The organism is Leptotrichia hofstadii, from assembly GCF_007990525.1.
Classification (GTDB): Bacteria; Fusobacteriota; Fusobacteriia; order Fusobacteriales; family Leptotrichiaceae; genus Leptotrichia; species Leptotrichia hofstadii.
Genome location: NZ_AP019823.1, coordinates 1286469 through 1313159 on the forward strand (window position 1 = coordinate 1286469; position 26691 = coordinate 1313159).

At 32.5% G+C, this 26691-nt stretch carries 23 protein-coding genes; 8 read left to right on the forward strand and 15 right to left on the reverse strand.

The genetic code is table 11. The features are described from left to right. Nucleotides 1-263: 263 nt before the first annotated feature. Nucleotides 264-1262, reverse strand: coding sequence for a tRNA dihydrouridine(20/20a) synthase DusA (gene dusA / locus FVE77_RS06050; protein WP_026746354.1), 999 nt, complete (start codon nt 1260-1262; stop codon nt 264-266). Nucleotides 1263-1282: 20 nt separating this feature from the next. Then, entirely contained in the window at nt 1283-2077 is a 795-nt protein-coding gene (locus tag FVE77_RS06055; protein WP_026746353.1) for a M48 family metallopeptidase, read from the reverse strand. Between the two features lie 244 nt (nt 2078-2321). Here FVE77_RS06055 and argH point away from each other — a divergent pair, with 244 nt between their 5' ends. The 7 genes from argH (at nt 2322) to FVE77_RS06085 (ending at nt 16120) form a co-directional block, all read left to right on the forward strand. Further along, a complete protein-coding gene (gene argH, locus FVE77_RS06060; protein WP_026746352.1) occupies nt 2322-3701 on the forward strand; it encodes an argininosuccinate lyase in 1380 nt (459 codons plus the stop codon). Between the two features lie 493 nt (nt 3702-4194). After that, complete coding sequence (locus FVE77_RS12655; RefSeq protein ID WP_162141762.1) at nt 4195-4335, forward strand: hypothetical protein; 141 nt, start codon at nt 4195-4197, stop codon at nt 4333-4335. A 281-nt stretch (nt 4336-4616) separates the two neighbouring features. After that, a complete protein-coding gene (locus FVE77_RS06065) occupies nt 4617-5090 on the forward strand; it encodes a GNAT family N-acetyltransferase (RefSeq protein ID WP_026746351.1) in 474 nt (157 codons plus the stop codon). A gap of 520 nt (nt 5091-5610) precedes the next feature. Continuing rightward, nucleotides 5611-5790, forward strand: a complete 180-nt coding sequence (locus FVE77_RS06070) for a hypothetical protein (protein WP_026746350.1) — start codon at nt 5611-5613, stop codon at nt 5788-5790. A gap of 602 nt (nt 5791-6392) precedes the next feature. After that, nucleotides 6393-13148 carry an autotransporter-associated N-terminal domain-containing protein gene (locus FVE77_RS06075; protein ID WP_026746349.1) on the forward strand — a complete coding sequence of 2252 codons (6756 nt, stop codon included), beginning with the start codon at nt 6393-6395 and terminating at the stop codon, nt 13146-13148. A gap of 187 nt (nt 13149-13335) precedes the next feature. Then, nucleotides 13336-14688 carry a hemolysin family protein gene (locus tag FVE77_RS06080; RefSeq protein ID WP_006804082.1) on the forward strand — a complete coding sequence of 451 codons (1353 nt, stop codon included), beginning with the start codon at nt 13336-13338 and terminating at the stop codon, nt 14686-14688. A gap of 49 nt (nt 14689-14737) precedes the next feature. Beyond that, nucleotides 14738-16120: an NCS2 family permease gene (locus tag FVE77_RS06085; protein ID WP_026746348.1), complete on the forward strand. Its 1383-nt coding sequence runs from the start codon at nt 14738-14740 to the stop codon at nt 16118-16120. Nucleotides 16121-16223: 103 nt separating this feature from the next. Here the strand turns inward: FVE77_RS06085 and FVE77_RS06090 are convergent, their stop codons facing one another. From FVE77_RS06090 to FVE77_RS06145, 13 genes are all read right to left on the reverse strand, one after another. Further along, nucleotides 16224-16481, reverse strand: a complete 258-nt coding sequence (locus FVE77_RS06090; protein ID WP_026746347.1) for a Txe/YoeB family addiction module toxin — start codon at nt 16479-16481, stop codon at nt 16224-16226. A 4-nt stretch (nt 16482-16485) separates the two neighbouring features. Continuing rightward, nucleotides 16486-16743 (reverse strand): type II toxin-antitoxin system Phd/YefM family antitoxin, encoded by a 258-nt coding sequence (locus FVE77_RS06095; RefSeq protein ID WP_015769415.1) that lies wholly within the window; start codon nt 16741-16743, stop codon nt 16486-16488. A 144-nt stretch (nt 16744-16887) separates the two neighbouring features. Continuing rightward, complete coding sequence (locus tag FVE77_RS06100) at nt 16888-18933, reverse strand: transglycosylase domain-containing protein (RefSeq protein WP_026746346.1); 2046 nt, start codon at nt 18931-18933, stop codon at nt 16888-16890. A 48-nt stretch (nt 18934-18981) separates the two neighbouring features. After that, nucleotides 18982-20079: a 23S rRNA (adenine(2503)-C(2))-methyltransferase RlmN gene (rlmN, locus tag FVE77_RS06105; RefSeq protein WP_081690320.1), complete on the reverse strand. Its 1098-nt coding sequence runs from the start codon at nt 20077-20079 to the stop codon at nt 18982-18984. A gap of 172 nt (nt 20080-20251) precedes the next feature. After that, nucleotides 20252-20644 (reverse strand): type II toxin-antitoxin system HicB family antitoxin, encoded by a 393-nt coding sequence (locus FVE77_RS06110; protein ID WP_006804076.1) that lies wholly within the window; start codon nt 20642-20644, stop codon nt 20252-20254. Between the two features lie 29 nt (nt 20645-20673). Beyond that, nucleotides 20674-20865 (reverse strand): type II toxin-antitoxin system HicA family toxin, encoded by a 192-nt coding sequence (locus tag FVE77_RS06115; RefSeq protein WP_026746344.1) that lies wholly within the window; start codon nt 20863-20865, stop codon nt 20674-20676. An 89-nt stretch (nt 20866-20954) separates the two neighbouring features. Beyond that, nucleotides 20955-21527: a DUF4291 domain-containing protein gene (locus tag FVE77_RS06120; RefSeq protein ID WP_036087928.1), complete on the reverse strand. Its 573-nt coding sequence runs from the start codon at nt 21525-21527 to the stop codon at nt 20955-20957. Further along, nucleotides 21524-22060 (reverse strand): HEAT repeat domain-containing protein, encoded by a 537-nt coding sequence (locus FVE77_RS06125; RefSeq protein WP_026746342.1) that lies wholly within the window; start codon nt 22058-22060, stop codon nt 21524-21526. Before FVE77_RS06125 ends, FVE77_RS06120 begins: the two co-directional genes overlap by 4 nt. 40 nt (nt 22061-22100) lie before the next feature. Then, nucleotides 22101-22232 (reverse strand): hypothetical protein, encoded by a 132-nt coding sequence (locus tag FVE77_RS12990; RefSeq protein WP_269472239.1) that lies wholly within the window; start codon nt 22230-22232, stop codon nt 22101-22103. After that, nucleotides 22225-22782, reverse strand: a complete 558-nt coding sequence (locus FVE77_RS06130; protein ID WP_146967860.1) for a HEAT repeat domain-containing protein — start codon at nt 22780-22782, stop codon at nt 22225-22227. The genes FVE77_RS12990 and FVE77_RS06130 overlap by 8 nt, the downstream gene beginning before the upstream one ends. 5 nt (nt 22783-22787) lie before the next feature. Further along, the gene (locus FVE77_RS06135; RefSeq protein ID WP_026746340.1) at nt 22788-23162 is read right to left on the reverse strand and encodes a hypothetical protein; all 375 of its coding nucleotides are present in this window, start codon (nt 23160-23162) and stop codon (nt 22788-22790) included. 96 nt (nt 23163-23258) lie between these two features. After that, nucleotides 23259-23486: a hypothetical protein gene (locus FVE77_RS06140; RefSeq protein WP_026746339.1), complete on the reverse strand. Its 228-nt coding sequence runs from the start codon at nt 23484-23486 to the stop codon at nt 23259-23261. Nucleotides 23487-23698: 212 nt separating this feature from the next. Beyond that, the gene (locus FVE77_RS06145) at nt 23699-24136 is read right to left on the reverse strand and encodes a hypothetical protein (protein WP_232052979.1); all 438 of its coding nucleotides are present in this window, start codon (nt 24134-24136) and stop codon (nt 23699-23701) included. Nucleotides 24137-24505: 369 nt separating this feature from the next. Here FVE77_RS06145 and ligA point away from each other — a divergent pair, with 369 nt between their 5' ends. After that, on the forward strand, nt 24506-26614 hold the full coding sequence (gene ligA, locus FVE77_RS06150) for an NAD-dependent DNA ligase LigA (protein ID WP_026746337.1): 2109 nt from the start codon (nt 24506-24508) through the stop codon (nt 26612-26614). Nucleotides 26615-26691 lie beyond the last annotated feature (77 nt).

The window sequence follows — 26691 nt, forward strand, 5'->3', positions numbered from 1 at the left end:
TCTTTACATGGTAATAAAATCTCTTATTTTATTACATTCTCCTTTCCTAAAAATTTGGCCTTTCTTATTTTGTGAAAAATTTCTTATCTTTTATTAAATTATCACATAAAAAAAGTAAAAAGTCTACCCAAAAAAAATATTTTTTATATTTGCAGTTAGAATATTTTGATTAGCTAATTAAAAATAATTTTCAAAAAAAAATCGCTGTCTTTTAAAACAACGATTAATTTAACAAAATTCTTTTCACTAATGCCTTCATATCCTTAAAAATTTTCAATTTTTTTCAGCAGTTCCCTTAATGTTTCAGAATTCGCCTTTGGCTCATTAATTGCCCGCTTCCAAGCCTTGCTGCCGCGTACATTGTGAAATAATCCATGTGCATGCATCAGGAATAGATGTGGTCGAAGCTGCTGTTTTTCCATATTTTCAACATAATGTATCATTTTTTCTATAATTTCTTTGCGAGTGATGTTTATTTCCTTTCCATAATATTTTTCAAATTCAGCTAAAATCATAGGATTGTCGTAAATTTCACGTCCTAACATCGCAGAATCCACGTATTTTAAATGTTCGTCAATTTCTTCAACTGTTTTTATTCCGCCGTTAATTTCTATGTGCAAATCAGGGTTATCTTTCTTTACACGGTAAACTTCATCATATCTGAGTGGCGGTATGCTTCTGTTCTGCTTCGGATCAAGTCCTGCAAGTATCGCTATCCGTGCATGAATAATGTATTTGCTGACACCGGCTTGTTTAGTGATGCTAATAAAATTTTCCATATCCTCGTATTTATCTAGCAATGTTCGTTTGAAAGAATCTGGCAATACATTTTTTCCATCAATTCCAATTCTATGTTTTACAGACACCGGCTTTCCTGTTGCGTCTTTCATTGATTTCACAATGTTTGCCACTTCTTCTGGAAATGCCATAAGATAAGCTCCCATCATGTTTCCTGAGACTCTGTCAGAAGGACATCCGACATTTAGATTGATTTCGTCGTAATTATATTTTTCAGCAATTTTTACAGCCTGATACGCTTCTTTGGGATTAGTCGCCGCAATTTGCAGCACGATAGGATGTTCCACTTCATCAAATCCCAAAATATAGTCCAAATCCCCATTAAGAACAGCCTGTGCCGTTATCATCTCCGTGTACAGCAAAACATCCTTATTTATCATTCTCACGAAATTTCTAAAATTTCTGTCCGTCCTGTCCACCATCGGAGCTATACTTATCTTATTTTTCACAGCATTTCCTTTCATTGATTTCAAAAATTATCAGTTTATCTTGCATTATAATATTTCATTGCTTCAGGCAGGAATTTTCTTGCCGCTTCAATTCTATTTTTTCCAGATGGATGCGTTGACAGAATTTCAGCTCCTTTTCCTGCTCCTATTGAGTCCATTCTCTCAAGAGCCGTGATTGCTTCGGACGGATTGTATCCAGCCATTGCCATAAATATCATTCCGTATTTATCCGCCTCGTATTCCTGAGTTCTGTTAAATTTCAGAAGAGTAATTGAAAGTCCGCCAGAAACAAGTGAAGATACAGCATTTCCGCCTGTTACAGCATCTGTTACGGTTGCGGCGATTCCTGCAAGCGCCTTGTTGCTTGAAGCTTCAGCATGATGACCTCCAATAACATGACCAATTTCGTGCCCCATTACAAACGCAATTCCTGCATCGGTATTCAGAACTGGCAATATTCCAGTATAAAAGGCAATCTTACCGCCCGGCATTGCAAACGCATTTATTTCATTAGTTTTTATCAGATTAAATTCCCACTGCAGGCTGGACACCTTATTTGACATTCCGTTTTCTCTTAGATACTGCTCAACTGCTGTAGAAATTTTTCCTCCAATTCTTCTCAGACGCTGCCCTTCAGCTGTATTATTTGCCAAAAGCCCCTTAGCTCCTGCCTGCTGAATAAGCTGCCTGTAACTGGAAACCGAGCTTTCCGCCACGCTTTCGTCACTTACCAGTTTTAGCTGCCTTCTCCCTGTAAGCGGAGCTACTGCACAGCTGGAAATCATCGTTGCCGCTGTTACTAAAAATAATATTTTTGAATACTTTCTCATTTTTGAACTCCTTTCCACTTTTTAAAATATGATACCCATTAAATTGTACAATTTTTTTCAGTAATTTTCAATATGATTTTCTTATAAAAAATTTTATTTTAAAAAAACTATAATTTATTCAGAAAAATAAAATTTAATCATATTTTTTTATTTATTTCAATTTATCCTTGCATGCTCTTTAAAAATAAGGTTTTATTTGATATAATATACAAATAAATTATGTTTTTAGAAAGGGCTGAGAAATATGAAAAAAATGTGGGAAGGGCGATTTCATAAGGAAACTAACAAATTGTTAGAAAAATTTAATGCGTCCATTACGTTTGATAAAAGAATGTATGAAGAGGATATTGCTGGAAGTATTGCACACAGCAGAATGCTTGCTAAACAAGGGATTATTTCAGAAAATGAACAAAAAGATATTGAAAATGGGCTGCTTCAGATAAAGGATGAAATTGAAAAGGGAGAATTTGAGTTTAGAATTGAAGATGAAGATATTCATATGTCGATTGAGAAAAGGCTGACACAGATTATTGGGGCTGTGGCTGGAAAACTGCATACTGCCAGAAGCCGAAACGATCAGGTGGCTCTTGACGTACGAATGTATGTACGAAAAGAAGCTCGTAAAATCTCAAATTTGCTTGTAAAAATGGAAAATGTACTGCTAGGGCTTGCTGAAAAATATAAAAATGTTATTATTCCTGGATATACTCATTTACAAAGGGCTCAACCGATTTTATTCTCTCATCACCTGATGGCTTACTTTCAAATGTTTAAAAGGGATATTTCGAGAATTGAGGACTTTCTCAAAAGAAGTGATGAAATGCCACTTGGAGCAGGGGCATTAGCTGGAACTACATTTAATCTTGACAGACATTTTGTGGCAGAAGAACTTGGATTTTCAAAGCCTACGGAAAATAGTCTTGATTCTGTAAGCGACAGGGATTTTATAATTGAGCTTGCAATGATTATTTCAGTAATTTCAATGCACTTATCAAGATTTTCAGAAGAAATTATTATCTGGTGCACATCCGAATTTTCATTTATAAATCTGGATGATGCCTTTGCAACTGGCTCTTCAATTATGCCACAGAAAAAAAATCCCGACATTGCCGAACTTGTAAGAGGGAAAACAGGCAGAATCTACGGAAATCTTATGGGAATCTTAACAACAATGAAAGCACTCCCACTAGCTTATAATAAGGATATGCAGGAAGATAAGGAAGGAATTTTTGACTCTATTGACAATATCAAATTATCCATCGAAATTTTTTACCTAATGCTTGATACAATAACAGTAAATAATGAAAAAATCTATGCTTCAATGCGAGCAGGATTCCTAAACGCAACAGATGTAGCCGATTACCTTGCAAAACACAACGTTCCGTTCAGACAGGCACATAAAATCGTTGGAGAAATCGTATCCTACTGCGAAGATAAGAAAATCGCAATTGATGACATGAAACTCGAAGAATTTCATAAATTTTCTGATGTTTTCAAAGATGATATTCTTTCAGAAATCACAATTGAAAACTGCGTAAACAAACGAAATTCATTTGGTGGAACCTCCATAAAAAATGTTGAAATGCAAATTGAAAATGGAAAGAAATTTTTAGAAACTTTATAATATTATCCCCATTTTAAAATGAGAATAAATTTTTATAATTAGGTTTCATAATCATTCAACTTTTTCTTTTTTATTTTCGTAGGATTGCTCATTGCCGCAAATCCTACAACCTATGGCTAGTCTACGACATTTTCCTGCACTGACAAAAAACTCGCTATGCTCAGACAGTTTTGCCAGCACAGAAAAATGCTCCGACAGATTAGTTTATCGCAGACTCTGTTTAAAAGATAAAAATTATATCTTATAATTACTTGAAAATATTAGATTTAGAAAAATTTGTAATAATTTCGTTATTTAAATAGGATTTAGTATCAGGTATAATTTTATTTTCTATTAAATTTTTGGAAGAAATATAATAAATTGCATTTTAACTTAAAATATTGTATAATAAAAATATAAAAAGAACACAATTAATTAATACAAAAAATGAAATACATATTCAACTTAGATAAGACAATATAAAAGGAGATGAATATTTATGAAAAAGATTATTATGCTAGTTATATTAGCTATGACTGTGTTCAGCTGCAGTATTATAGATGAATACAATGAAGCTAAACGAGAAGCTTCTGAAAGAGGAAGAGAATGTTACAGAGACCGTTATGGTAATTTTTATTGCGAAGATACAAAATAAGAAATGATGAATTTATATAAGAAGGGTGAGGCTTCTCGTTCAGGAGAATATATTCTTGCTCTTTTTCTTTTGGTTAAATAATTATAAAATTATATCTAATTTTTAAATTTTAATAAACTGATTGAGTTTTCATTATTAAACCTTATTCAGAAAATAGAAACTATTTTAAGAACAAGAAGTTTAGATATATAATTCAAAATTTATTAAATATTCTCTATTTAAATAGTAAATAATAGTAAATAATATTAAAAAAAATTTAAATGAAAGGAAAAATTATTACAATGAAAGAAATTAGACTAGCACAAGAAAAAGATATTCCAAAAATAGAAAATCTGCTGGAACAAATTTTATTAATTCATCATGAAGGTCGTCCAGACATTTTCAAGGCAACTGGAAAAAAATACACAGCAAAAGAATTAACAGAAATGTTAAACGATTCAAACAAGCCAATATTCGTAGCAACTGATGAAAATGATAACGTAATTGGCTATATTTTCTGTATTTTCAAGCAACAAACAAATCACAACGTACTAACTGATATAAAAACATTGTTTATTGATGATCTTTGCGTTGATGAAAGCACTCGTGGGCAGAATATCGGAAAGAAATTATATGACTTTGCCTTAGATTTTGCAAAAAAAGAAGGCTGTTACAATTTAACATTGGATGCTTGGGCTAATAATGCTGGAGCTGTTAGATTTTATGAAAGGTTGGGAATGAAAGTTCAGAAGTATGTTTTTGAAGAGATTTTGTAATTTTTTATTGTTTATAATAGCTAATTCATAATCATTCAATTAAATTATTTTTTAGATATTTTGATTAATAAGTATTTTTTCATATTACTATGTTTTTTCTTTTTTATTTTCGTAGGATTGCTCATTGCCACAAATCCTACAACCTATGGCTAGTCTACGGCATTTTTCTGCACTGCCAAAAAACTCGCTATGCTCAGACAGTTTTGCCAGCACAGAAAAATGCTTCGACAGGCTATTTATACTGAAATCTGTTTGAAAAATGAAAATTATATTTTAATTATTTGAAAATATTAGATTTATGCCCTTTATTAGAAAAGATTGTAATAATTTCGTTATTTAAATAGAATTTAGTATTAGATATAATTTTATTTTTTATTAAATTTTTGGAAGAAATATAAAAAAATTGCATTTTAACTTGAAATATTGTATAATTAAAATATAAAAAGAACACAAATAATTAATACATAAAATGGAATAAATATCTGACATAGATATTTAAAACAGAAGGAGATGATATGCAATGTTTAAGAAAATTTTACTCATGATTATACTGACTGTGGCAATTATGGGATGCAGTGCACGTGATATTGCCCTGTGGAAAGAATCAGATCGGAGAGCTGCTGAAAGAGGTGTAAGATGTTTTAAGAGGGCTAATGGTGATTATTACTGTAAAGACAAGTATGGAAACATAACATACTAGCCTATATGTGACATAGAAAAGATAAGATGGATGACAATGGTTTAAAAGCTATGAAATATATACAGAGGGCAGGGGCTTCCCATACAGGGGAATGTACTCCTGTCTTTTTTCTTTTGGTTAAATAATTATAAAAATAAATCTAATTTTTAAATTTTAATAAACTGATAGAGTTTTCATTTGTTTAGCTACGGCTATTGACTGTAAGCCGGAGTTTCGGAGCTGGGCAAATAAAAGTCGTAGTCTAGCCATAGGTATTGCTTTAGATTTTGTAATTTTCTGTTTTCTTAACTAAAATTGCTATAGATTAAATTTATTTTATTTTTGATATTTTTCCTGTTAAAAAACTGATAAAAATATTATTTTTTTTATAAAAAGCACTGTTATTTTCTTTTTTTTTATGATATAATACGCCTTGTAATAATTTTGAAATCTTTTCAATTAAGTTATCATAACTCTTTAGCTTGATTTTAAAGAGGAACTTTTAAAGTTATAACTTTTATCCGATTCCAAATTTTATTTATTTTTAAACATAAAAAAGGGATTAGAAGCAAAAGGATTTTAAATGACATCATGGAAACTAAAAATAAAAAAGGAGACAAAAAATGACAAATAATCTTAAAACTTTACAAAAAGATTTACGTGCATTTGCAAAAAAAACGAAAAATTTTAAATATACAGATTCTGCATTTATCAAGTTTTTAATAACAGGAATGGTATCAGTTGCAAGCAATGTGTTTTCAGCAGCACCAGATAAAAGCGTGAAAGATCACAAATTAGAGATTTCATCTTCAATAAAGAATTTGCATCAAAAAGTTAAGGATACAAAACAGAAAAACAGCAAATTAATAAAAAACTTAAATCTTGAACTGATTCAATTAATGGAGCAGGGAGACCACGTGACAAAGTCACCTTGGAGCAGCTGGCAGTACGGAGCAAACTATTTTTACAGCGGCTGGCACACAAACTTTAAAGGAAAAGGGAACAAAACTGGCGATGTTATCTATCAAAGAGACAAAACTTTAAGAAAATATTTAGCAAAACCAGTAAGCGAAGGCAGTTCAAATGCAACTACGTTAGGATTTGTCTATGAGCCAAATGCGGCAATTCCAATAAACGCCGCAATTACACCAAAATCAATAACAAAAACTAATCCAAATATTCAAAAGCTTGTGACAATTGCCAGCCTTCCTTCGTTTGAGCCAAGAGTTGTGCAGGAGCCTTCCTCTCCAATCATAAACGTACCTAACCCAAGTCAGCCTGCACCATTTAACGTGGTAGCCGTATCTAACGGAAATGACTTTGACAGCGCCTATGACGATGCTCTTCAGAATCAAGGAAACGATGACGGAGTCATAGAAGGGGGAGTCGCGATAACAGCGGGGAATTTTAATGTAGAAAGAATTGGAAGAACGTTCAGATATAACTATTCAGGATATTCAGGAAGAGCAGACAACGGATCTTTGGCTTACAGGGATATATCAGGTTCCAGAGTTTATCTCCCAGCGACAATAGGGACCTGGTCAAATTTAAGCAGACCGTCAACGACAACGATTGACAGAAATGGATTTTTAAAAATGGCTGGATACAGAAAAAAGGGAGATGCTACAATGTTATCTGATGCCACTTTTGTGTATTCAAGACGGGAAGAAAACAGTTCTACTAATTTGGGAGAATTTGCACACTTAGATTTGCACGGCGCTCAGAACATAACGGACCAGACTGCCTGGATTACCGCCTCTTCCAGCGCGAGCCTTGCAGCCTATAATGATGCAATATCCTATTTAAATTCCGCAAACCCAAACGTAACGGCGGCATCTGATTCACAGACATATATAAACGCTGGAAAAATAACTATGAAAGGGGGAAATATATCATTAACAAACAGCTATAACCATAATACCGAAGGAAATAAAAGGGCTATAGTGATAAATACTGGCGATGTTGCTATCGAACCGTTAGAAGATAATGGAATCTTTGGAAAATATAATGCCATATTTGTTGTTTCAAATGATAACTGGACTCCAAATCAGCAGACTTTATATAATTCTGGACAAATAGACATCTGGACTCCAAATTCAACTTTTGCCTTAATTGACCCTAACATTACAACAACTGCCGTATCGTCATTATCTTTGGCTTCAGGTCTAAAACGTCCTGTTGACATTGTAAACAGGTCAAGCTCGGTTAGCGTACATGGTGAAAATTCAACTGGCATCTACTTAAAAAGAAATGTTGATGCCTATCTTGACTTTACTGATGGAACAGATATGGCAACTGTTGGAAACGGATGGAATCCTGTAGTTATCTATGGAGATAAGAGTACAGGGCTATTTGTTAATACTTCCGGAACAACTGTAAAAGGATATTTTGCCGCCGATATTGGGAGCGCTGGGCAAGGAAACAAGGCTTTTAACGGTACAGGAGGACTCGCAAATTATGATATAAATAGAACTGACGATGCTAACGCTGGAATAAGCGAAGATTTGTCCAATCCCTCACTAACAGCTGATGATAAAGCCAAAATAGAGGAAAACAATCTTATTACAAAATCCACTGGAATTTACACTGTAGCGCCTATTAATTTAACTAAGCATCAAATAAGAATATATGACAAGACAAAAGGAAATGTCGGAATTTATCCTGATGGAGAAGTAGCCGTTACATTGGGAGCAGGAGACATATTATTAGAAGGCGGTACAAACAACACTGGAATTGCAGTTAAAGTAAAAGGTTCCTCGGTAACTTCAGATGGCACGGTAACCCTTTCTAAAGGTAACGCAAATATGGCTATTTACACCGACGGATTATCTGACAGCGGTAAAACTACACAAGTAACCGTAAAAAATGTAGACACTTCAAATCAAACTGAGAACTCAGTGGGAGTTTATGCCAAAGATGCTTCAGCTGTCGATGTAAAAGAAAAATTTGTCATAAATTCAAAAGTTACCAGCACAAAAGAAACGGCTATTGCGTCAAAAGCTGGCGGAGGATTAGATAAAAGCACAGAAAATGCTGGAGGTGTCTATGCTGCTGGTGCAGATACTAAAGTGAGCCTTGCTTCTGATATTGCAGCAGTCAGTCCGGCTCCAGCTTCAGAATTAGTTAATATAAAAATTACCGGTGCTGAAATAGTGGATTCTAAAGGAGCAGGAACAGGCGAGTATGCAGGATTTGGGTTATTTGCAGAAAACGGGGCAAAAATTACTACAGCAGGAACTTCGCTTGCAACAGACGGACCAAAAATAGAAGTGGAAGGCGGTTCAGTCGCTCTCGCTTCAGTAGGAGCAAATTCAGAAGTGGTAGTCGACAAAGGAACTGTTACTTATGATGGAAAAGGTTATGCCCTTTATTCAAAAAATAATGGAAAAGTTCATTTAACTGACGGAAAGCTTGTGTTAAAAGGAGAAGCAACTGGATTTTCAGTGGATGCCTCAGTTCCTGCATCAGCACAGCCAATAAAACTGACTGGCTCAAAAGTTGACATGCAGTCAGACAACGCAATACTAATGAGCATAAAAAATGCAACTAATTTAAGTACAACAGGAATCGCGGCAACGCTGCTAGGGTATTCTGGACTTAATCCATCGGATGTTTCAACTAGCACTGGAAACAATTATTATAAACTTGCAGTTTTAGATGGAGCAAAAATTAATATTGATGGAACTGGAATTGATAAGTCTGATTCGACTGCAGGCTCAGACAGTGAAGTATTTACAAGAAGGCTGCTTATTCAAAATTCAATTTTAAATGTAGATTCAAAAGTTTTGGCTCAATTAAACACAACACAAATTACAGATATTGACAGTAATTTAGCAATTCCAGTCGGATTAGCCGTGAGTGCCAGCGGAAACTCCCAAAACAGAAGCACAACTGGAGTAAATGTTGCAAATGGCGCTACAATCACTGTAGACAGAACAGATAGTGGAAATGGTGGAGTAGGTGCGTATGTAAACTACGGAACCATCTCTAATGACGGAAAAATTGAAGTTGAAAAGACAACTCCAAATGATTTTGCAGTAGGACTTTATGCTACAAATGGAACACAAGTGGATAATAAATCTAATGGAACTATTGAAGTTGGTGGTAAAGACAGTATTGGTATTCTTGGACTTTCATATAGAATAGACAGTAAAGGCAATGTTGTGTATGAAAAATTTGGAACTACTGGTCCATCTTCGCCTATAAACAAATTAGGAACAGTAGATATTACAAATAGTGGTAAAATCACTCTTGATGGAGAAAATTCTTTAGGAATTTATGCTAAAAATAACAGTTTAGATGCTGCTGGAACAAATATGGACTACACAAGAATAGGAAATAGCTATACTCAAACTACGAATAAAGGTGAAATTACAATGTCAGGCAAGAACGCTATTGGTATGATTACTGAAGGTGGATTACTTACAAACGATACAGCAGGTAAGATTACAATAAGTGGACAAGAAGGCGTTGCAATGTATGGAACTTATGGTGCAATTAATCCTGCTGTTGTAACAGCACAAGGGCTAACAACTGATAGATTAAGTGCAGCTCTTATAAATAAAGGAACACTTGAACTTGCAGATACAACAGGAGCTGCGCCAATAATCGGTATGTTTACAAATGATGCTGATACAGAAATAGAAACATCAGGAACATTAAATATTGGCAAGAAATCTTATGGTATTTATGGAGTTTCAAATAGTGTAGTTATGTCAGGTGGAACAATTAATGTTGGAGAAGACGGAGTAGGTATCTTTGCAACAGGTTCATCTGATAAAAAATTAACATCAGGTTCAGATGTAATATTACAAAGTGGAACAATTAATGTCGGAGATAATCAAGCAGTAGGAGTATTTATTGCAGATGATGCTATAAATCCTTTAAAAACGACAGTTATAAATACAGGAACTAACATGACTGTTGGAACTAATGCATTTGGTTATGTTGTGGATTCTACAACAGGAACTGATTTATTGCTTGGTTCAGCGACAAATAAATTAACAGCTTCACTTGGACCAGATTCAGTTTATGCTTATTCAAACGATAAAAATGGATATGTCTACAGTAATACTGACATCACAACTGCCGGAGGAAAATCGTACGGACTTTACACTGCGGGAAAAACTGAAAATTACGGAAATATTGATTTGACTGGCGGAAATGGGAATGTTGGTATTTATTCAACAGGAGCAAATTCAGATGGAACAGGTGCGATTAACCACGGAACAATATTAGTTGGCGGAACTGACCGAATTGCCAAGGAATATGGTATCGGTATGGCGACAGGATATTATGATGAAAATACCAAGGCTGTTTCAAATGAAGGTGTTATCGAAAATAGAGGAACTATTAATGTAGCATCTGACAATTCAATCGGAATGTACGCCGCAGGAAGCGGTTCAAAAGCCATAAACTATGATGTAATTAACATTTCTGGTAAAAATGCTACTGGTATGTACATTGATCGTGGAGCTGAAGGTATTAACTACGGAACTATCAAATCTACGGGAACTGCCTCAGGAATTAAAGGGGTTGCAACAGTAAATGGCGGATATATTAAAAACTATGGAACAATTTTGATTACTTCTCCAGGAGGTATAGGAATATATCAGGATGCCGACTCGGCGCTGGCTGCCCAAAATGAGCCAAGAGCGACAGGAGTCAATCCGCTGATATTGGCTAATCAGACAGGAACAGTCCATGGAACAAGAGCTGATGTATATTCTGCAACTTCCACAGAAGAAAAATACATAATATCGCCAAAAGGGAACCTGCTTATTCAAAATCCTCCAAGAGAGCCTAGATTGACAATCAACGGAAGAGAAGTTGCGCTTACAGGAATAGATACAAATATTGCAAGTCCATCACCAGCATTTGTAACTGCTGGATCAACAATTCTGGATCTTTCATTGCCGCAATATTTAAATCTAGTTTCAAAGGCAGAAGTAAATGAAATCGGAATGTATGTGGATACTTCCGGAGTAAACTACACAAATCCTATTCAAGGATTAGATAATCTGATTGGACTTGAGGATATAAACCTTATTATTGGTACGGAAGCGGCAAAATACACTAACACAAAAGCAATTGAAATTGGTGAAAATATTTTACATCCTTACAATGAAGCTATTTCTTCGTTAACTTCATCAGGAACAACGTTAAATATTAATTCTGCCGGACTGACTTGGCTTGCGCAGCCTGTAAAGGGGACAACAAGACCAATCGAAACTTTGTATATGGTAAAAATTCCTTATACTTTCTTTACGAGCGAAAAAGATGAAAATACATATAATTTCCTTGATGGTCTGGAGCAGAGATACGGTGTTGAGGCTCTTGGTTCGAGAGAAAGACTGATTTTTGACAAGCTTAACGATCTTGGTAAGGGGGAAACTCAGATTTTTACACAGTCTGTGGATGAAATGAAGGGGCATCAGTATGCAAATCTTCAGCAAAGAATTAACGCAACTGGAAATACTTTGGATAAAGAGTTCAGATATCTAAGGGATGAGTGGAGAAACCCTTCTAAGCAGAACAACAAGATAAAAGTGTTTGGTGCAAGAGATGAATATAGCACAGACACAGTTGGAATAATTAACTATAGAAGCAATGCTTATGGTGTAGCCTATGTTCATGAAGATGAAAAAGTTAAAATGGGCAACTCAATCGGATGGTACGCAGGAGCCGTAACAAACAGATTCAAATTTAAAGATATTGGTAAATCAAGAGAAGAGCAGACAATACTTAAAATAGGAGCATTTAAAACAATGTCGCCCAAAAAGGATCATAACGGAGCATTGCAATGGACAGTTTCAGGAGATGTATTTGCTGGAGTCAATAGCATGAAACGTAGATTTTGGGTAGTAGACGATACTTTTGAAGCGAAATCTTCTTACAATTCTTACGGAGCTGCCCTTAAAAATGAGATTGGCTACGATATAAGAATGAGCGAAAAAACACATTTACGTCCATACGGATATGTAAAAATGGAATATGGTAAATTTAATAATATAAAAGAGAAATCAGGACAAATGAGACTGCAAGTAAAAGGAAACGACTACTTCTCAGTCAAGCCTGAAGTTGGAATGGAGTTCAAATATGTCCAGCCAATGGCGGTAAGAACAAATTTATCAGTAGGGCTGACAGCGGCTTACGAAAACGAAATTGGAAAACTTCAGGAAAGAAATCAGGCGAGAGTAGGACATACAACTGCTGGATGGTATAACTTGGAGAAAGAAAAGGAAGATAGACGCGGAAACGGCAAGTTTGACCTAAACATTGGAGTTGATAACACAAGATTTGGAGTTACTGTAAATGCCGGATATGACACAAAAGGCAACAATGTAAGAGGTGGAATAGGATTTAGGGCTATTTACTAAATTCTAGTTTTTTGAACAAAAAATTTGAGTCAAAAAGTAAAACCAATGAAGCGAGAAGAACAGTGAAACTTAAAAGTTTACCGTTCTTCTTATTTAAATAATTTTTATTTTAAAATCAATTTTTAAATTTTTTAAAAATATGCTATAATATGCTAATTACTTTAAAAAATTTAGGAGGAAAAATAAAATGTCTGAGGGCAGTTTATTATTACAGATTGTAATAATAATAATTTTAACGGGAATTAATGCTTTCTTTTCGAGTGCGGAAATGGCGATTGTTTCGTTAAATAAAAACAAATTAAAAATATTAATTGAAGATGGAAATAAAAAGGCAATTTTACTTGATAATTTGCTGCAGGAACCTAGCAAATTCCTGTCTACTATTCAGGTTGGGATTACTTTGGCAGGTTTTTTTGCGTCAGCATCGGCGGCGACTGGTTTATCGCAATATTTGTCGAGTGCATTGCGACCTTTGAATATTCCATACAGTAATCAAATTTCGATGATTTTAATAACTTTTTTGTTATCATACATCACTCTTGTTTTTGGGGAACTGATTCCAAAGAGAATTGCACTTAGAAACTCAGAAAAGATCGCTTTATCGTCAATTGGAGTTGTTGTATTTATTTCAAAGTTATTTTCTCCATTTGTAAAATTTTTGACATTTTCTACAAATTTGGTGCTTACAATCTTGAAAATGAAAGAAGACAATATCGAAGAAAAGGTTTCTAAGGAGGAACTGCGTTCACTTGTGGAAGTTGGTAAGGAACACGGTGTTATCAATGAAACTGAACAGGAAATGATTGAAAATATTATTGAATTTGATGAAAAAATTGCAAGAGAAATAATGATTCCGAGGACAAAAGTATTTTTGATTGATAAAAATATCTCAATTCATGAGCTTTTTGAAAATAAGGAAATTGGAAAATATTCACGTATTCCAGTTTATGAAAATGAAGCTGACAATATTGTTGGAGTTTTGCTAACTAAAGATTTGATGATGGAAGCCTATAAAAAAGGGTTTGATAACATAAAAGTTGCTGATTTGCTGCAAGAGGCGTATTTTGTTCCTGAAACAAAAAATGTAAATGAACTTTTTAATGAGATGCAGCTTGAGAAAAAGCACATTACTATACTGATTGATGAATATGGAGGTTTTTCGGGAATTGTTACCCTTGAAGACTTGATTGAGGAAGTCATGGGAAATATTGCCGATGAATTTGATGATGAGGACTTGTCAATCCGTCAGTTGTCACGAAATAAATATTTAATTAGTGGGGAAGTTTCGCTAAATGACTTGAATGATAACTTTAACTTTGAACTTGAATCGAAATATTATGATACTTTGAGCGGAATTTTAATTGAAAATTTAGGATATATTCCCGAAGACAACGAAAATATTGAGCCAATTACAATTAATGGTGTTGTATTCAAGCCACAGCGAGTCAGAAATAAAAAAATTGAAAAAGTTGTTATGACTTTTGACAAAGATAAAACAGAAGATGAAAAGGCTAAAAATAAATCGAATGAAGATGAATAATATTTGTAACAACATAAATAATACATAGAAATGGAGTTGATTAATCAAAATGGGCATCACTAATGTTCAACAAACAGGCGGACTTAAACGACTTTTCCCGCTTCTAGCAAATGAAAATGTCAATATGAAAAAGGAAATTATGGCAGGGATTACAACATTTCTTACAATGGCGTACATAATTGCTGTAAATCCAAATATTTTGTCAAAAACTGGTATGGATGCAGGGGCATTAGTTACAGCAACTTGTTTTTCAGCCGCAATTGGCTGTTTTCTTATGGGCCTTATTGCAAATCTGCCTTTCGCTCTTGCCTCAGGTATGGGATTAAACGCATTTTTTGCATTTACAGTTGTATTAAAAGGTGGTATCAGCTGGCAAACTGCTTTGACTGCTGTCTTCTGTGAAGGAATTATATTTATCTTCTTAACCCTTTTTAAAGTGCGTGAAGCCGTAGTAAATTCCATTCCAGAAAATATGAAACACGCTGTTACTGGTGGAATTGGAGTATTTATCGCATTTGTCGGCTTTTCAGGGAGTGGGCTGGTTGTTTTAAATGAATCTACCAAAGTTAGCATGGGACATTTTTCTCCAGCCGTTATTATTTCATTTATCGGATTAATTTTAATAGCAATTCTGGATAAAAAGAATGTACGTGGCTCAATTCTTTATGGAATTGTTTTAAGTTCTTTGCTGGCTTGGGGATATGCGCTTATAAATCCTGCACATGCAAAAGATTTAGGAATTTATTTACCATCTGGTATTTTTAAATATGAATCAATGATGCCTGTTATGGGAAAATTGGACTTTAAGCTATTTACAGATTTTAAAACATTTGGAAATTTATTTGTTATAGTTTGTACATTCTTATTTGTAGACTTTTTTGATACTGTCGGAACATTGGTTGGTGTATGTTCAAAAGCTGATATGTTGGATGAAAATGGAAATGTACCAAACGTAGGACGTGCTTTAATGGCAGATGCGCTTGCAACTACAGCTGGTGCCGCGCTTGGAGTTTCAACAGTTACAACTTATGTAGAAAGCTCAACAGGAGTTATCGCGGGAGGAAGAACAGGATGGACTGCCATCACAACAGGATTCCTATTCCTAATATCAATGTTTTTCTCACCAATATTTATTTCAATACCAGGATGTGCCACAGCTCCAGCCCTAATTTACGTTGGTTACCTAATGCTAAGTTCAGTTAAGAACATAGACTTGCATGATATTCTGGAAGGTGTTCCATCTTTCGTAACAATTACAACAATGGCTCTAACTTACAGTATCGGAGATGGTTTGACATTAGGAATATTATCTTACGTATTAATAAATCTATTTTACAATTTATTCTCGAAAAAAGAAGACAGAAGACATGTTTCATGGGTAATGGTTATTTTAGGGGCATTATTTATAGTTAAATTATTATTTATGTCATAATCAAATTTATAAATTCTTATAAACAAAAAATATAATCTCTCATACATTAATCTGTATTTGAAATCATATTTTTTATTACTTTTACATAAAATAATTTAAAAAGTTATTTGTAATGAATAGCACAAGCTATTATTATAACTTCATTTTCAGTCAATTTATAAATAAATCTGTGCTTATCAGTTATTCTTCTGCTCCAATACCCACTTAATTCATGCTTTAAAGCCTCTGCTTTACCTATTCCTTCATTTCCATTTCTCTGAATATCCTTTATAATTTCATTTATCTTTTTTATAACTTTTTTATCTTTTGATTGCCAGTCTACATATTCCTTCCATGCTTCACTATTCCAATTTATGTTCATGTTATTATTCCACCTCAATTAAATCATGTTTCTCAACCTTCCCTTTTTCAACCTCATCTTTTCTTTTCAACAATTCATTATAATAATCTTTATTAGACATAATATACAAATTTTCCATAAGATTATTGTATTCTTCTTCACTCATTAATACCACATTTTCATCATTTTTTCTAGTTACAATTATTGTTTCATAATCTCTTGTTGCCTTATCACAATACTTTTTAAAATTATTTCTAATATTAGAATAATTTGTAGCTATCATATTTCTCACTCCTTTTAAACCTTTGTTCAATTTATTGTACAATATATAATGAAAATTGTCAATTATATTTACAAAAAAATAGAGAACTAATTTTTAATTCTCTATCTTTTATAGTTTCAAATATTAAATTTCTATAACAAAATTTTAGAAAGTAATCCCATTCCTAAACTTACCTTCCGACTCAACCGGCTCTGTTCCAGCCTTAAACAACGCTGTCCGTTTATTCACACCATCTCTGTCAAGAAGTCCGATTTGTAAATCAATATCTCTTGTTGTCAAATCTTTTCTTGTAATATAGTCATCTATAAATTCAAACACTCCAACATTGTAATTTGGCAAGTCAACTACCGTCTGCATATAAGTTTTCCAAATTGGTGCCGCGGCGGCTCCTCCCGTCATTCCAGGCCCCATTGACTTGTTATCATCGTTTCCAACGTATACTACAGTCGCAAGAGTTGGAGTATAGCCTGTGAACCATGCTGAAACATAATCAGAAGTTGTTCCTGTTTTTCCAGCCATCGGAATAAGCTGTCCGTCCTTAAATACTTTTGCAGATTGTCCAGTTCCATAATTTACAGCATTTTCAAGCATGTAAGTTAATATTGCGACATCTTTTGAATCATAAACTTTTTTCATTTTTGGTTTTGCTTCATAAACAACTTCACCATATTTATTTTCGATTTTGTAAATATATTGAGGCTGAACTTGATAACCTCCGTTTGCAAGTGCCGCATAAAACATTGCCATATCTATTGGTCTTGTGGAAATTGAACCAAGTGCCAATGTATAGTTTTTAGGAAAATCTCCTCCTACAACTCCTGCATCACGCCATACTTTTTCAGCCGAATTGATTCCAATACGCTGCAACAGTTTTACTGGTATTATATTGTTGGAAATTTCCAATGCTTTGGCAAGTGTCATGCTGTCTCTGAATACTCCGTCATAATTCTTTGGACTCCAGTTTCCAATTTTTACTGGCGAATCTTCCATAACAGTATTCATTGCCATGTTTTTTTGCAGTGCCGCAAGGTAAACTACTGGCTTGTAAGATGAACCTGGCTGTCTTAATGAACTTAATGCACGATTAAAGTTACCTTTTTTATAATTTTTTCCTCCAACCATTGCTTTTACAAACCCGTTACTTGGGTCAATAGAAAGCAATGCACCATTTAAGCTCGCTCGGCTCTTCAAGTTATAATTATTATTAAATGCTGAATAAGCCGCCCTTTGTAAATCTAAATCAACTGTCGCATAAATTTTATAACCGTCAAATAAGAATTTTTGATCTTCTTCAGGTATTTTTAATATTTTTCTTACTTCGCTCAATACGACTGTTGTAAATTCAGGTGCCACATTTGAAGTTGAAATCTGTTCCTCTTCATTACGGCTTTTAATATTTCCATTTACAAATGTAATTTTTTCTTTAACGGCCTCATTGTACTCTTCCTCTGTTATAAATCCAAAGTTTCTCATCTGATGAAGCACAATTTTCTGTCTTTCCAGTGCATTTTCTATTTTTGAATATTTTGTTGGAGATTTTGGAAGGCTTGCTAAAATTGCCGCTTGTGCAATAGAAAGCTGTTTTGGCTGTTTATTAAAATATTTTATTGCCGCATTTTTTATTCCGTAAGCTCCTTGCCCAAAATAAATTGTATTCAAGTAATTTTCCAGAATTTCGTCTTTTGTATATTTTCTCTCGATTTCTATTGCTAAAATCGCTTCCTTAATTTTTCTTGTCAACGTTTGTTCCGGCGATAAAAACGCATTTTTTGCAAGCTGCTGAGTAAGTGTACTTCCACCTTCACGCCGTCTTCCCGTGATTGTTAAAAACGCCGCTCTTGCTGTTCTTATAAAGTCAAATCCATGGTGCGTCCTAAACTTCCTATCCTCAATTGCCAAAAACGCATTTTGTACATGCAAAGGGATTTCCCCAATTCCAATCGGCGCTCTATTTTGAACCATTATCGTATCTATCTGATTTCCATTAATGTCATAAATTACCGAAGGCGATACAGGTGCATACCCATCAATCAAATCAACAGGTGTTTCCTTGCTTACTGTATAAACCAGATAAGCTCCAGCTCCAGCTCCGATTACAAACAAAAACACAAAAACTTTGAAAAAAAATGAAAATAAACTAAATTTTTTTCTAGGTTTTGCCACTTTCTCTTTTTTCTTATTCTTTTTCATTACTACCTCTTTTCGTAACTGTTTCAACATTTACTTAAACTAAATTTTTTAAATATTATGTACAGAATCCATTTGTTTTTTTGCCTTCAACTGTCCACAGGCCGCTGCAATGTCCTGCCCTTTAGTTTCCCGCAACGTTACATTAACATTTTTATCTTTCAATAATTTATAAAATTCCCTTTGTTTTTGTTTTGATGGTGTTTTATAAGGCTTTCCACCAACAGGATTATAAGGAATCAAGTTTACTAGACACGAAAATGAATTTAAGAACCCAGCCAGTTCCCTTGCATCTTCAGGCTCACAGTTCAAATCATCAATCAAGATATATTCAAATGTAATACGATTTTTAGTTTGTTTCTGATACTCCAGAAGAGATTCTTTTAACTGTTTTACTCCCCATCTTTTGTTTATTGGCATAATCTCACTTCTCACATCATCCTTTACCGAATGCAGTGAAATTGCCAAATTTATCTGATTTTCATTTTCTGTAAATCTTTTTATTCCATTCACAATTCCGCTTGTAGAAATTGTAAAATTCCTTTTTGAAAAATTTTGCCCTTTTGGAGAATTTAACATATTAATTGAACCAAGAACAGCATCATAATTTAAAAAAGGCTCTCCCATTCCCATATAAACTACATTTCCAAGTTTTTCTCCACGTTGCAGCAGATGTTTCTGAACATAATAGTATTGCAGTAAAATCTCAGAAATTGACAAGTTTCTTTCATAAGTCATTGTAGCTGTGGCACAGAAATCACATCCAATAAGACATCCAATTTGTGAAGATACACAAAGTGTATGCCGATTTTTATGAGAAATAAGCACACTTTCAATCAGCCTTCTATCCTTCAGTTCAAACAAAAATTTCTCAGTATCCCCATCTTCCGAAACTTGATGTGTCTTAAACTCCAGTTTTGCCACATAAAATTTTTCTTTCAAGATTTCCCTATCTTTCTTAGAAATATTAGAAAATTCATCGAAGTCAAATACCAGTTTATTATGCAGCCAGTCAAAAACTTGGCTCGCATTAAACTTTTTAAGACCAATCTCAACAAATTTCTTCTGCAAACTATCTAAATCCATCCCCAAAATATCAATTTTCTCAACTATATTTATATTTGTCATTTCATTATTATTTATCTCCATTATTTTATTTTTTTCAATTTCCTCCTTTTATTTTTACAATTTTCATTGCCTATATCATACCATATTTTGAAAAAATATTACAGCATAAAAAATAGAATTTTAAAAATAAAAAAATGTTCAAAGTTTAATTTTACTTAATCTATTTCTGAACATTTTTCTTAATTTTTAATTTTTATATTCCCAAAGCCTCTTTTAATGCTGTTTGTAATATATTAGAAAAGTTTAATGACTGCTTTTCAGCCTCATCATTTAACCATTTTGGAATTGTCAATGTCTTTTTCACAGCCTGATTTCGTGCTTTTTCTAAAATTGGAGAAATCCAGACATCAACATATATCAAAAATTCTCCATTTTCCAGTTTTATCTCACTATTTTCAGATTTTGGAAACGGAATATTATTTTTTGCCATTGTAAAAAGCATTCCCGATAAAACATCTTTTGCATTTCTTACAACTTCCTCAAGTGTCTCTCCATCAGTAAAACATCCTTCAAAATTTACAAAATTTGCATAAAAAATACCGTCTTCTTCTTTTACAACACACGGATATAACAATCTATTTTTCATAAAACTACTCTCCTATAAATATTACAAGGCTAGAATTTAAGCCCTGTAATACGTTCTATATTTGTTAAAGTTCCAGATAGTATATCTTTTTTTGTACATTTTACAGGACATATTTTACCATCTTTTATATAAATTTCATGTGAACCAGTTGTATGATCAAGTACCCATCCATTCTTTTTTAAAACTTTAACAATACTTCTGTAAGGTTTAGTTCTTGACATTATTCCTCCTTACAATATTATTATACGTATTTTTTACACGTATGTCAATATATTTTAGAAATTTTATAAAATTTTAAAAATACTAGGATTCAAACATATTTTTCTTCTATTGGAAGATCACTATCCAAAAAACTCCTATTCTCAATCTTCTCTCTCATTTCTATAACTTCCTCTGTAATATCAGTTATATTTACAATCCAGTCATTTACATATTTTTTCACCGTTTCTCCCTTTATACCTAACTGTATTGCTCTTCTTCCTATTGGATTACCGTAAATATCCCTATCAGGATCCCACTGACATCTTACTTCTGACTTATCTAATTTATTTTTCCACTCTTCCTTAGATAAATCAGAAACTTCCCTAAAAGATGAAAGTACAGCATTTTTCACTATTTCATCAAATCCTTCCCTTTTCAGGTCAATTGCCAGTATTCTTTCTTGTCCTTGCTTACTAGCCCAGCCACTTCTGTACATCATCCAGAGAAACGATGGTTTTATCCAAGTCATTCTGTTTAAACTGAACTTACTTCCAAATTTTCCTAACTTTAAAGCTTCATCTGCTATTTCATTATTGTATGCCTGATAAACTCTTATTGTCTTGTCATCAAATACTGCATAAATATTTCTTTCTTCGTCTTTTTTCATAACCAATCCTTTCATTCAACATCCTTATTTGTAAAATCACATCTCTTCAACTGCTCCACTGCATGTTCTCTTATCATTTCTTCATCACTTTGTAATAATAATTCCAATTTTTCTTTCGCCTTAGGAGTATTAATATCCCCCAAAGCAAAACAGCATTTTCTCACTAATGCAAAATTATCATCCCAACGGTATTTTTCAAAATTTGAAATTGCTAGTTCATATATGCAGTCTATTGTTCTTGGTAACCTCATTTCTTGAAAATAACTTGCAAAATCCTCATGTTCGTTATGCCAATTTTCTTTTGATAATTTGCATAAAATATCTATCCATTCTTCAGCTTCAGTATGTAAATTAAATTCCCATATTGCTGAACATACATAATAAAGCTTATCTTCGTCTTTTTCATCATAAGCCTCTTCTAGCCCTTTTTTAATAATTTTTACTTTTTCTTTATCGTTAATATTGAATTTATTTTTTATCTCATTTTTATTTTTACTTTTCATTAACTCAATCATTATATTTAAAAGTTTATTATTTTTTGCTTCCATTTTATTTATTCTCCTTTATAAATTCATACTTTTTCAAATTCTAATTAAATATTTCTAATCCTTTCCCTCCTTCTTGTCCTAATTGTATATCTATTGCATTTTCTCTAGTTACTTTATTCGCCTCTTCTTTAAAAGAAATCATTTTTTTAACATCTTCAGTCTTCTCACTCAAAATCCTTATTTGTGAAATCACGTCTATTCAACTCTCTTTTTGCTGATTCCCTTAAGTCTTGTGTTTCATTTAAATTATTAGCCAAAAGTTCCAATTTTTCTTTTGATTTAGGAGTATTTATTTTCCCTAGTGCATGAATACATTTTCTAGCCATTGCAATTCCCCCTTCATATCCTTCAAACTGATGTGCCAATGCTAAATAATACACCCATTCTATTGTTTTTGGTGAAGCTATATCTTCAAATGCACCTGCTATATTTTCATGGTCATAGTGCCAATCTCCTGTTATCATTTCCTCAATACTGTCTTTAATTTCATCAAAATCTATTTTTGATGAAAAAACTAAACAAAAAACTAAATGAGAGTAATACATCATCATATCTCCATTTTTCAAAGTACAAGCTTCTTTTAATTTTTCTTTTGCAATATTAGGAACTTCTCTTCTATACCTAATTTTTTCCGATTTAAATTTTTCTAAAAACTCATCATCAGTTAATTCTTTATTATACCATTTTGATAGTAATATAATTTCCTCAAGATATTTGTCCATAATTATTATTCTCCTATTACTTTGTAATCGATAATGTTATCATTAAATATACTCAATGCCTTTCCTTCTTCACTTCCTAATCCTATATTTACATTATAAGGATCTTTTATTATAGGATTTTTTTGAATTGTTTTTTCTAATTTAAACATCGCATGATTATTTCCCCAACCTTTAAAATCATTTGGCAATTTTGAATAATTATAATTAGGATTCACCATTATGCCACTTATTTGTTTTTTACTTTTAACCCCTATATTCATTAATTCATTCGTTGTTCCTGGATTAAGTTTAAATTCCAACGTTACTCCACCATAATCATATTTTTGTACATATAAAGAAGATGGAGAAATAAAGGTTTCACTGTTATGTCCTGCAGGCATTCTTCCTGTACTTCTTAATATATCATAATGCTCTTGACCTATTGTTCTATAATAAATTTCATATATGGAATAATCATTAATAAAAAATATTAATTATTATTCATTATAAGCAACTGAAATTTCTTTTTTAATTGTAGCTATTTTACCTTCATTTTCTATTAAAAATTCTAAATCAAATCCTTTTTCCATATAGATAGATGTGGTAATTTCATATTTTTCGTTTTTTGAACCTAAAATGTCAGTTATTTCTTTATCTGTTGAATAAATAAATTCTTTTTTATCGACGTCAATATATTTGGCATCTTTTAAATCATCAATTCCCAATCTTTCATTTACAATAATTTCACTAATTTTTTTATCTTTATAATAATATTTTTAAAATAATGAATTTCAATATTTTCAACTTCAAAAATCTTTTCTTTATTGTCAGAATAAAAAATGAAACTGAGTAAAATCCTTCTTTTTTTACTTTTTTTGAATTATTAAAATAAAGAAATACAACTAATATAATTAATAATACAATAATTTTTTTTATTTTATTTCCTCAAACTTTCTAGCCAATTTTCATAAAACTCTTCTTGTTCCTTAACACTGCCAATTTTTAATTCACTATCGTAATCAAAAATATCTACTACATCAGATAAAGTTGCTTGTTTTCCCATTTGTAATTTATACGCCTTTGTCCCTCCAAATTCTTTTTGCATTCCAGAAGGATAAACATTAATAGCTGAAGCATTACAAAGTAAATAAATGTTTTTTAATTCTAATTTTTTTCGCAATTCTACAATAGAATCAAAGATATTATCACTTTTTGAAAAATATATTGTTCTTTCAATTTCTATTTTTAAATTAATTTCATCTTCAATTTCTGATAAAAATAGTTTATTTTTTTCTGTTTTTCCATTATTAATAATGTTAATCTCCAATATTTCCATATTATTTTCATCTTTCATATTTACCAATCCTTCTTTCACTTTCAATTTCTATACATTTCTCCAAAAACACCATTTAAATTTTCCGATATACTCAATTCCAGTATTTTCCAATACCAAATAATATTCTTTTTCTCCAGTTCATTTTAATACAATTTTGCAATATTTTTTCAATATTTTTATCTTTTTTCAATTTATAAATTTATAACAAAAAAATACAAATCAATTTTTTTCACTTCTTCTGAAAAAAGTAAAAAATCACTATATTATTCTTAATAAAATTATTATATTGTACCATTCACAATTTGTCAATATTTAGGATTCAAGCTCTGATTTAATTGCTCCAAAAACTTTTCATATCATAAAAAAAATGATATAATTTACAAAACAAATTTTATAAAAGGAGCAACCGTGAATTTATTTAATCAAGAAAAAAATAACGAAAATGAAAATATAGATAATGAAAAAAACACCAGTTTTTCTGATGTTCAAGAAAAATATACAAAATTGAGAAATGAAATCGAATATCATAATAATCTTTATTATAATGAGGATAAGCCTCTTATTTCGGATATGGAATACGACGCTTTAATGCGTGAATTAAAACAGCTTGAGCAGGAATATCCAGAATTGCTAAAAAATGAGGAAAATGGGGAAAGTTCCCCTACTGAAAAGATTGGGGGTACTGCGAGTGAAAAATTTTCAAAAGTACGACATCGGGTGCCTATGCTTAGTCTGTCGAATACTTATAATATTTCTGAAATTGAGGATTTTGACAAAAGAATCAAAAAAATTATTTTATCTGAAAATGTTAAGGATCATTCACAGGAACTAGAGTATATTCTGGAACTGAAACTGGATGGGCTTAGTATAAGCCTAATTTATGAAAATGGAGTGCTTGTTCAGGCTGTAACACGGGGAGATGGGCAAGTTGGAGAAGATGTGACTGAAAATATTATGGAAATTACAACTATTCCTAAAAAATTGAAGGAGAATATTTCGTTGGAAGTTCGTGGAGAAATTATCTTTCCAATTTCAAGCTTTAACCGAATAAATCAAGAACGGGAAGATGATGGAGAAGATGTTTTCGCAAATCCTAGAAATGCAGCTTCAGGGACAATAAGACAGCTGGATAAGACAATTGTTGCAGAACGTGGGCTTGACTGTTATCTCTATTATCTTGTAAATGCTGAAAATTACGGGATAAATACTCATTTGGAAAGCATTGAATATATTGAAAAACTTGGATTTAAAACAACAAAAATATTTGAAAAATATACTGATTTTAAAGAATTGGAAAAATCTATCGACAAATGGCATAACAACAGGAAAAAACTTGATTATGAAACAGATGGGCTTGTTATAAAAGTAAATAATTTTGCACTTTACGAAACACTTGGCTACACAACTAAAAGCCCACGATGGGCAATTGCCTACAAATTTCCTGCTGAGCAGGTAAAGACTAAATTAATGGACGTAACTTTTCAAGTTGGAAGAACTGGTGTAATTACTCCTGTTGCTGAACTTGAAGCCGTGAATTTATCAGGTTCTGTTGTGAAAAGAGCAAGTTTACATAACTTTGATGAAATTCGCAGAAAAGATATAAAAATTGGCGATAATGTTATTGTAGAAAAGGCGGCAGAAATTATTCCGCAAGTTGTAAATGTTGTGTTTGACGATAGGACTGGACAAGAAATTGAAATTCAGGAGCCAGCAAATTGTCCTGTCTGCAATAGCGAGCTTGCACACGAAGAAGGACTTGTCGCCTTAAAATGCCACAATCCACTTTGCCCCGAAAAAGTTAAACGCCAAATTGCCTATTTCGTTTCTCGTGATGCAATGAATATTTCTGGACTTGGTGACAAAATTGTCGAAAAATTTATTGAATTTGGAAAAATAAAAACAATAGTCGATATTTATTCGTTGGAAAAATACCGTGAAGAATTGGAAAATCTGGAAAAAATGGGACAAAAAAGTGTAGATAACTTAATAAATAGCATTGAGTCCAGTAAAAATCGTGATTTTTCAAAAGTTCTCTACGCACTTGGAATTCCTTTTGTTGGAAAATTCAATGCGAACCTTTTAACAAAAACTTTTAAAAATATTGAAAATCTGAAAAATCAGTCAATCGAAAATTTACTGGCTGTAAAAGGTATTGGCGATAAAGTGGCAGTTGCTGTAAATACTTTCTTAAATGATGAGGATAACTGGAAAATTATCACAGATTTAAAAAATATTGGATTGCAATTTGCTGTTGATGAAACTAATTCAGAAGAAATAGCAGATAATCCAATAAAAGACAAAAACTTCCTTGCAACTGGAAAACTGCAAAAATACAAACGAAACGACATAAAAGATATTATCCTGTCCAAAGGCGGAAATTATCTGTCAGCAGTCTCAAAAAATCTGGATTTTCTAATCGCTGGAGAAAAGGCTGGAAGTAAACTGGAAAAAGCTGAAAAATTGGGCGTTCGGGTGCTTACGGAAGATGAATTTGAGAAGGAGTTTTTGGAAATTTAGTTTTTTATATGTATACTTAATGATGAAATTTAATTAAAAAGAGATATTTTGATAGTTAATAAATAAGTATATATAGC

Bases quoted from the DNA above. Each gene is read 5' to 3' on its own strand.
- dusA (WP_026746354.1), bottom strand. From the start codon at position 1,262: ATGAAAGGAAATGCTGTGAAAAATAAGATAAGTATAGCTCCGATGGTG.
- FVE77_RS06055 (WP_026746353.1), bottom strand. From the start codon at position 2,077: ATGAGAAAGTATTCAAAAATATTATTTTTAGTAACAGCGGCAACGATG.
- argH (WP_026746352.1), top strand. From the start codon at position 2,322: ATGAAAAAAATGTGGGAAGGGCGATTTCATAAGGAAACTAACAAATTG.
- FVE77_RS12655 (WP_162141762.1), top strand. From the start codon at position 4,195: ATGCTAGTTATATTAGCTATGACTGTGTTCAGCTGCAGTATTATAGAT.
- FVE77_RS06065 (WP_026746351.1), top strand. From the start codon at position 4,617: ATGAAAGAAATTAGACTAGCACAAGAAAAAGATATTCCAAAAATAGAA.
- FVE77_RS06070 (WP_026746350.1), top strand. From the start codon at position 5,611: ATGTTTAAGAAAATTTTACTCATGATTATACTGACTGTGGCAATTATG.
- FVE77_RS06075 (WP_026746349.1), top strand. From the start codon at position 6,393: ATGACAAATAATCTTAAAACTTTACAAAAAGATTTACGTGCATTTGCA.
- FVE77_RS06080 (WP_006804082.1), top strand. From the start codon at position 13,336: ATGTCTGAGGGCAGTTTATTATTACAGATTGTAATAATAATAATTTTA.
- FVE77_RS06085 (WP_026746348.1), top strand. From the start codon at position 14,738: ATGGGCATCACTAATGTTCAACAAACAGGCGGACTTAAACGACTTTTC.
- FVE77_RS06090 (WP_026746347.1), bottom strand. From the start codon at position 16,481: ATGAACATAAATTGGAATAGTGAAGCATGGAAGGAATATGTAGACTGG.
- FVE77_RS06095 (WP_015769415.1), bottom strand. From the start codon at position 16,743: ATGATAGCTACAAATTATTCTAATATTAGAAATAATTTTAAAAAGTAT.
- FVE77_RS06100 (WP_026746346.1), bottom strand. From the start codon at position 18,933: ATGAAAAAGAATAAGAAAAAAGAGAAAGTGGCAAAACCTAGAAAAAAA.
- rlmN (WP_081690320.1), bottom strand. From the start codon at position 20,079: ATGGAGATAAATAATAATGAAATGACAAATATAAATATAGTTGAGAAA.
- FVE77_RS06110 (WP_006804076.1), bottom strand. From the start codon at position 20,644: ATGAAAAATAGATTGTTATATCCGTGTGTTGTAAAAGAAGAAGACGGT.
- FVE77_RS06115 (WP_026746344.1), bottom strand. From the start codon at position 20,865: ATGTCAAGAACTAAACCTTACAGAAGTATTGTTAAAGTTTTAAAAAAG.
- FVE77_RS06120 (WP_036087928.1), bottom strand. From the start codon at position 21,527: ATGAAAGGATTGGTTATGAAAAAAGACGAAGAAAGAAATATTTATGCA.
- FVE77_RS06125 (WP_026746342.1), bottom strand. From the start codon at position 22,060: ATGGAAGCAAAAAATAATAAACTTTTAAATATAATGATTGAGTTAATG.
- FVE77_RS06130 (WP_146967860.1), bottom strand. From the start codon at position 22,782: ATGGACAAATATCTTGAGGAAATTATATTACTATCAAAATGGTATAAT.
- FVE77_RS06135 (WP_026746340.1), bottom strand. From the start codon at position 23,162: ATGCCTGCAGGACATAACAGTGAAACCTTTATTTCTCCATCTTCTTTA.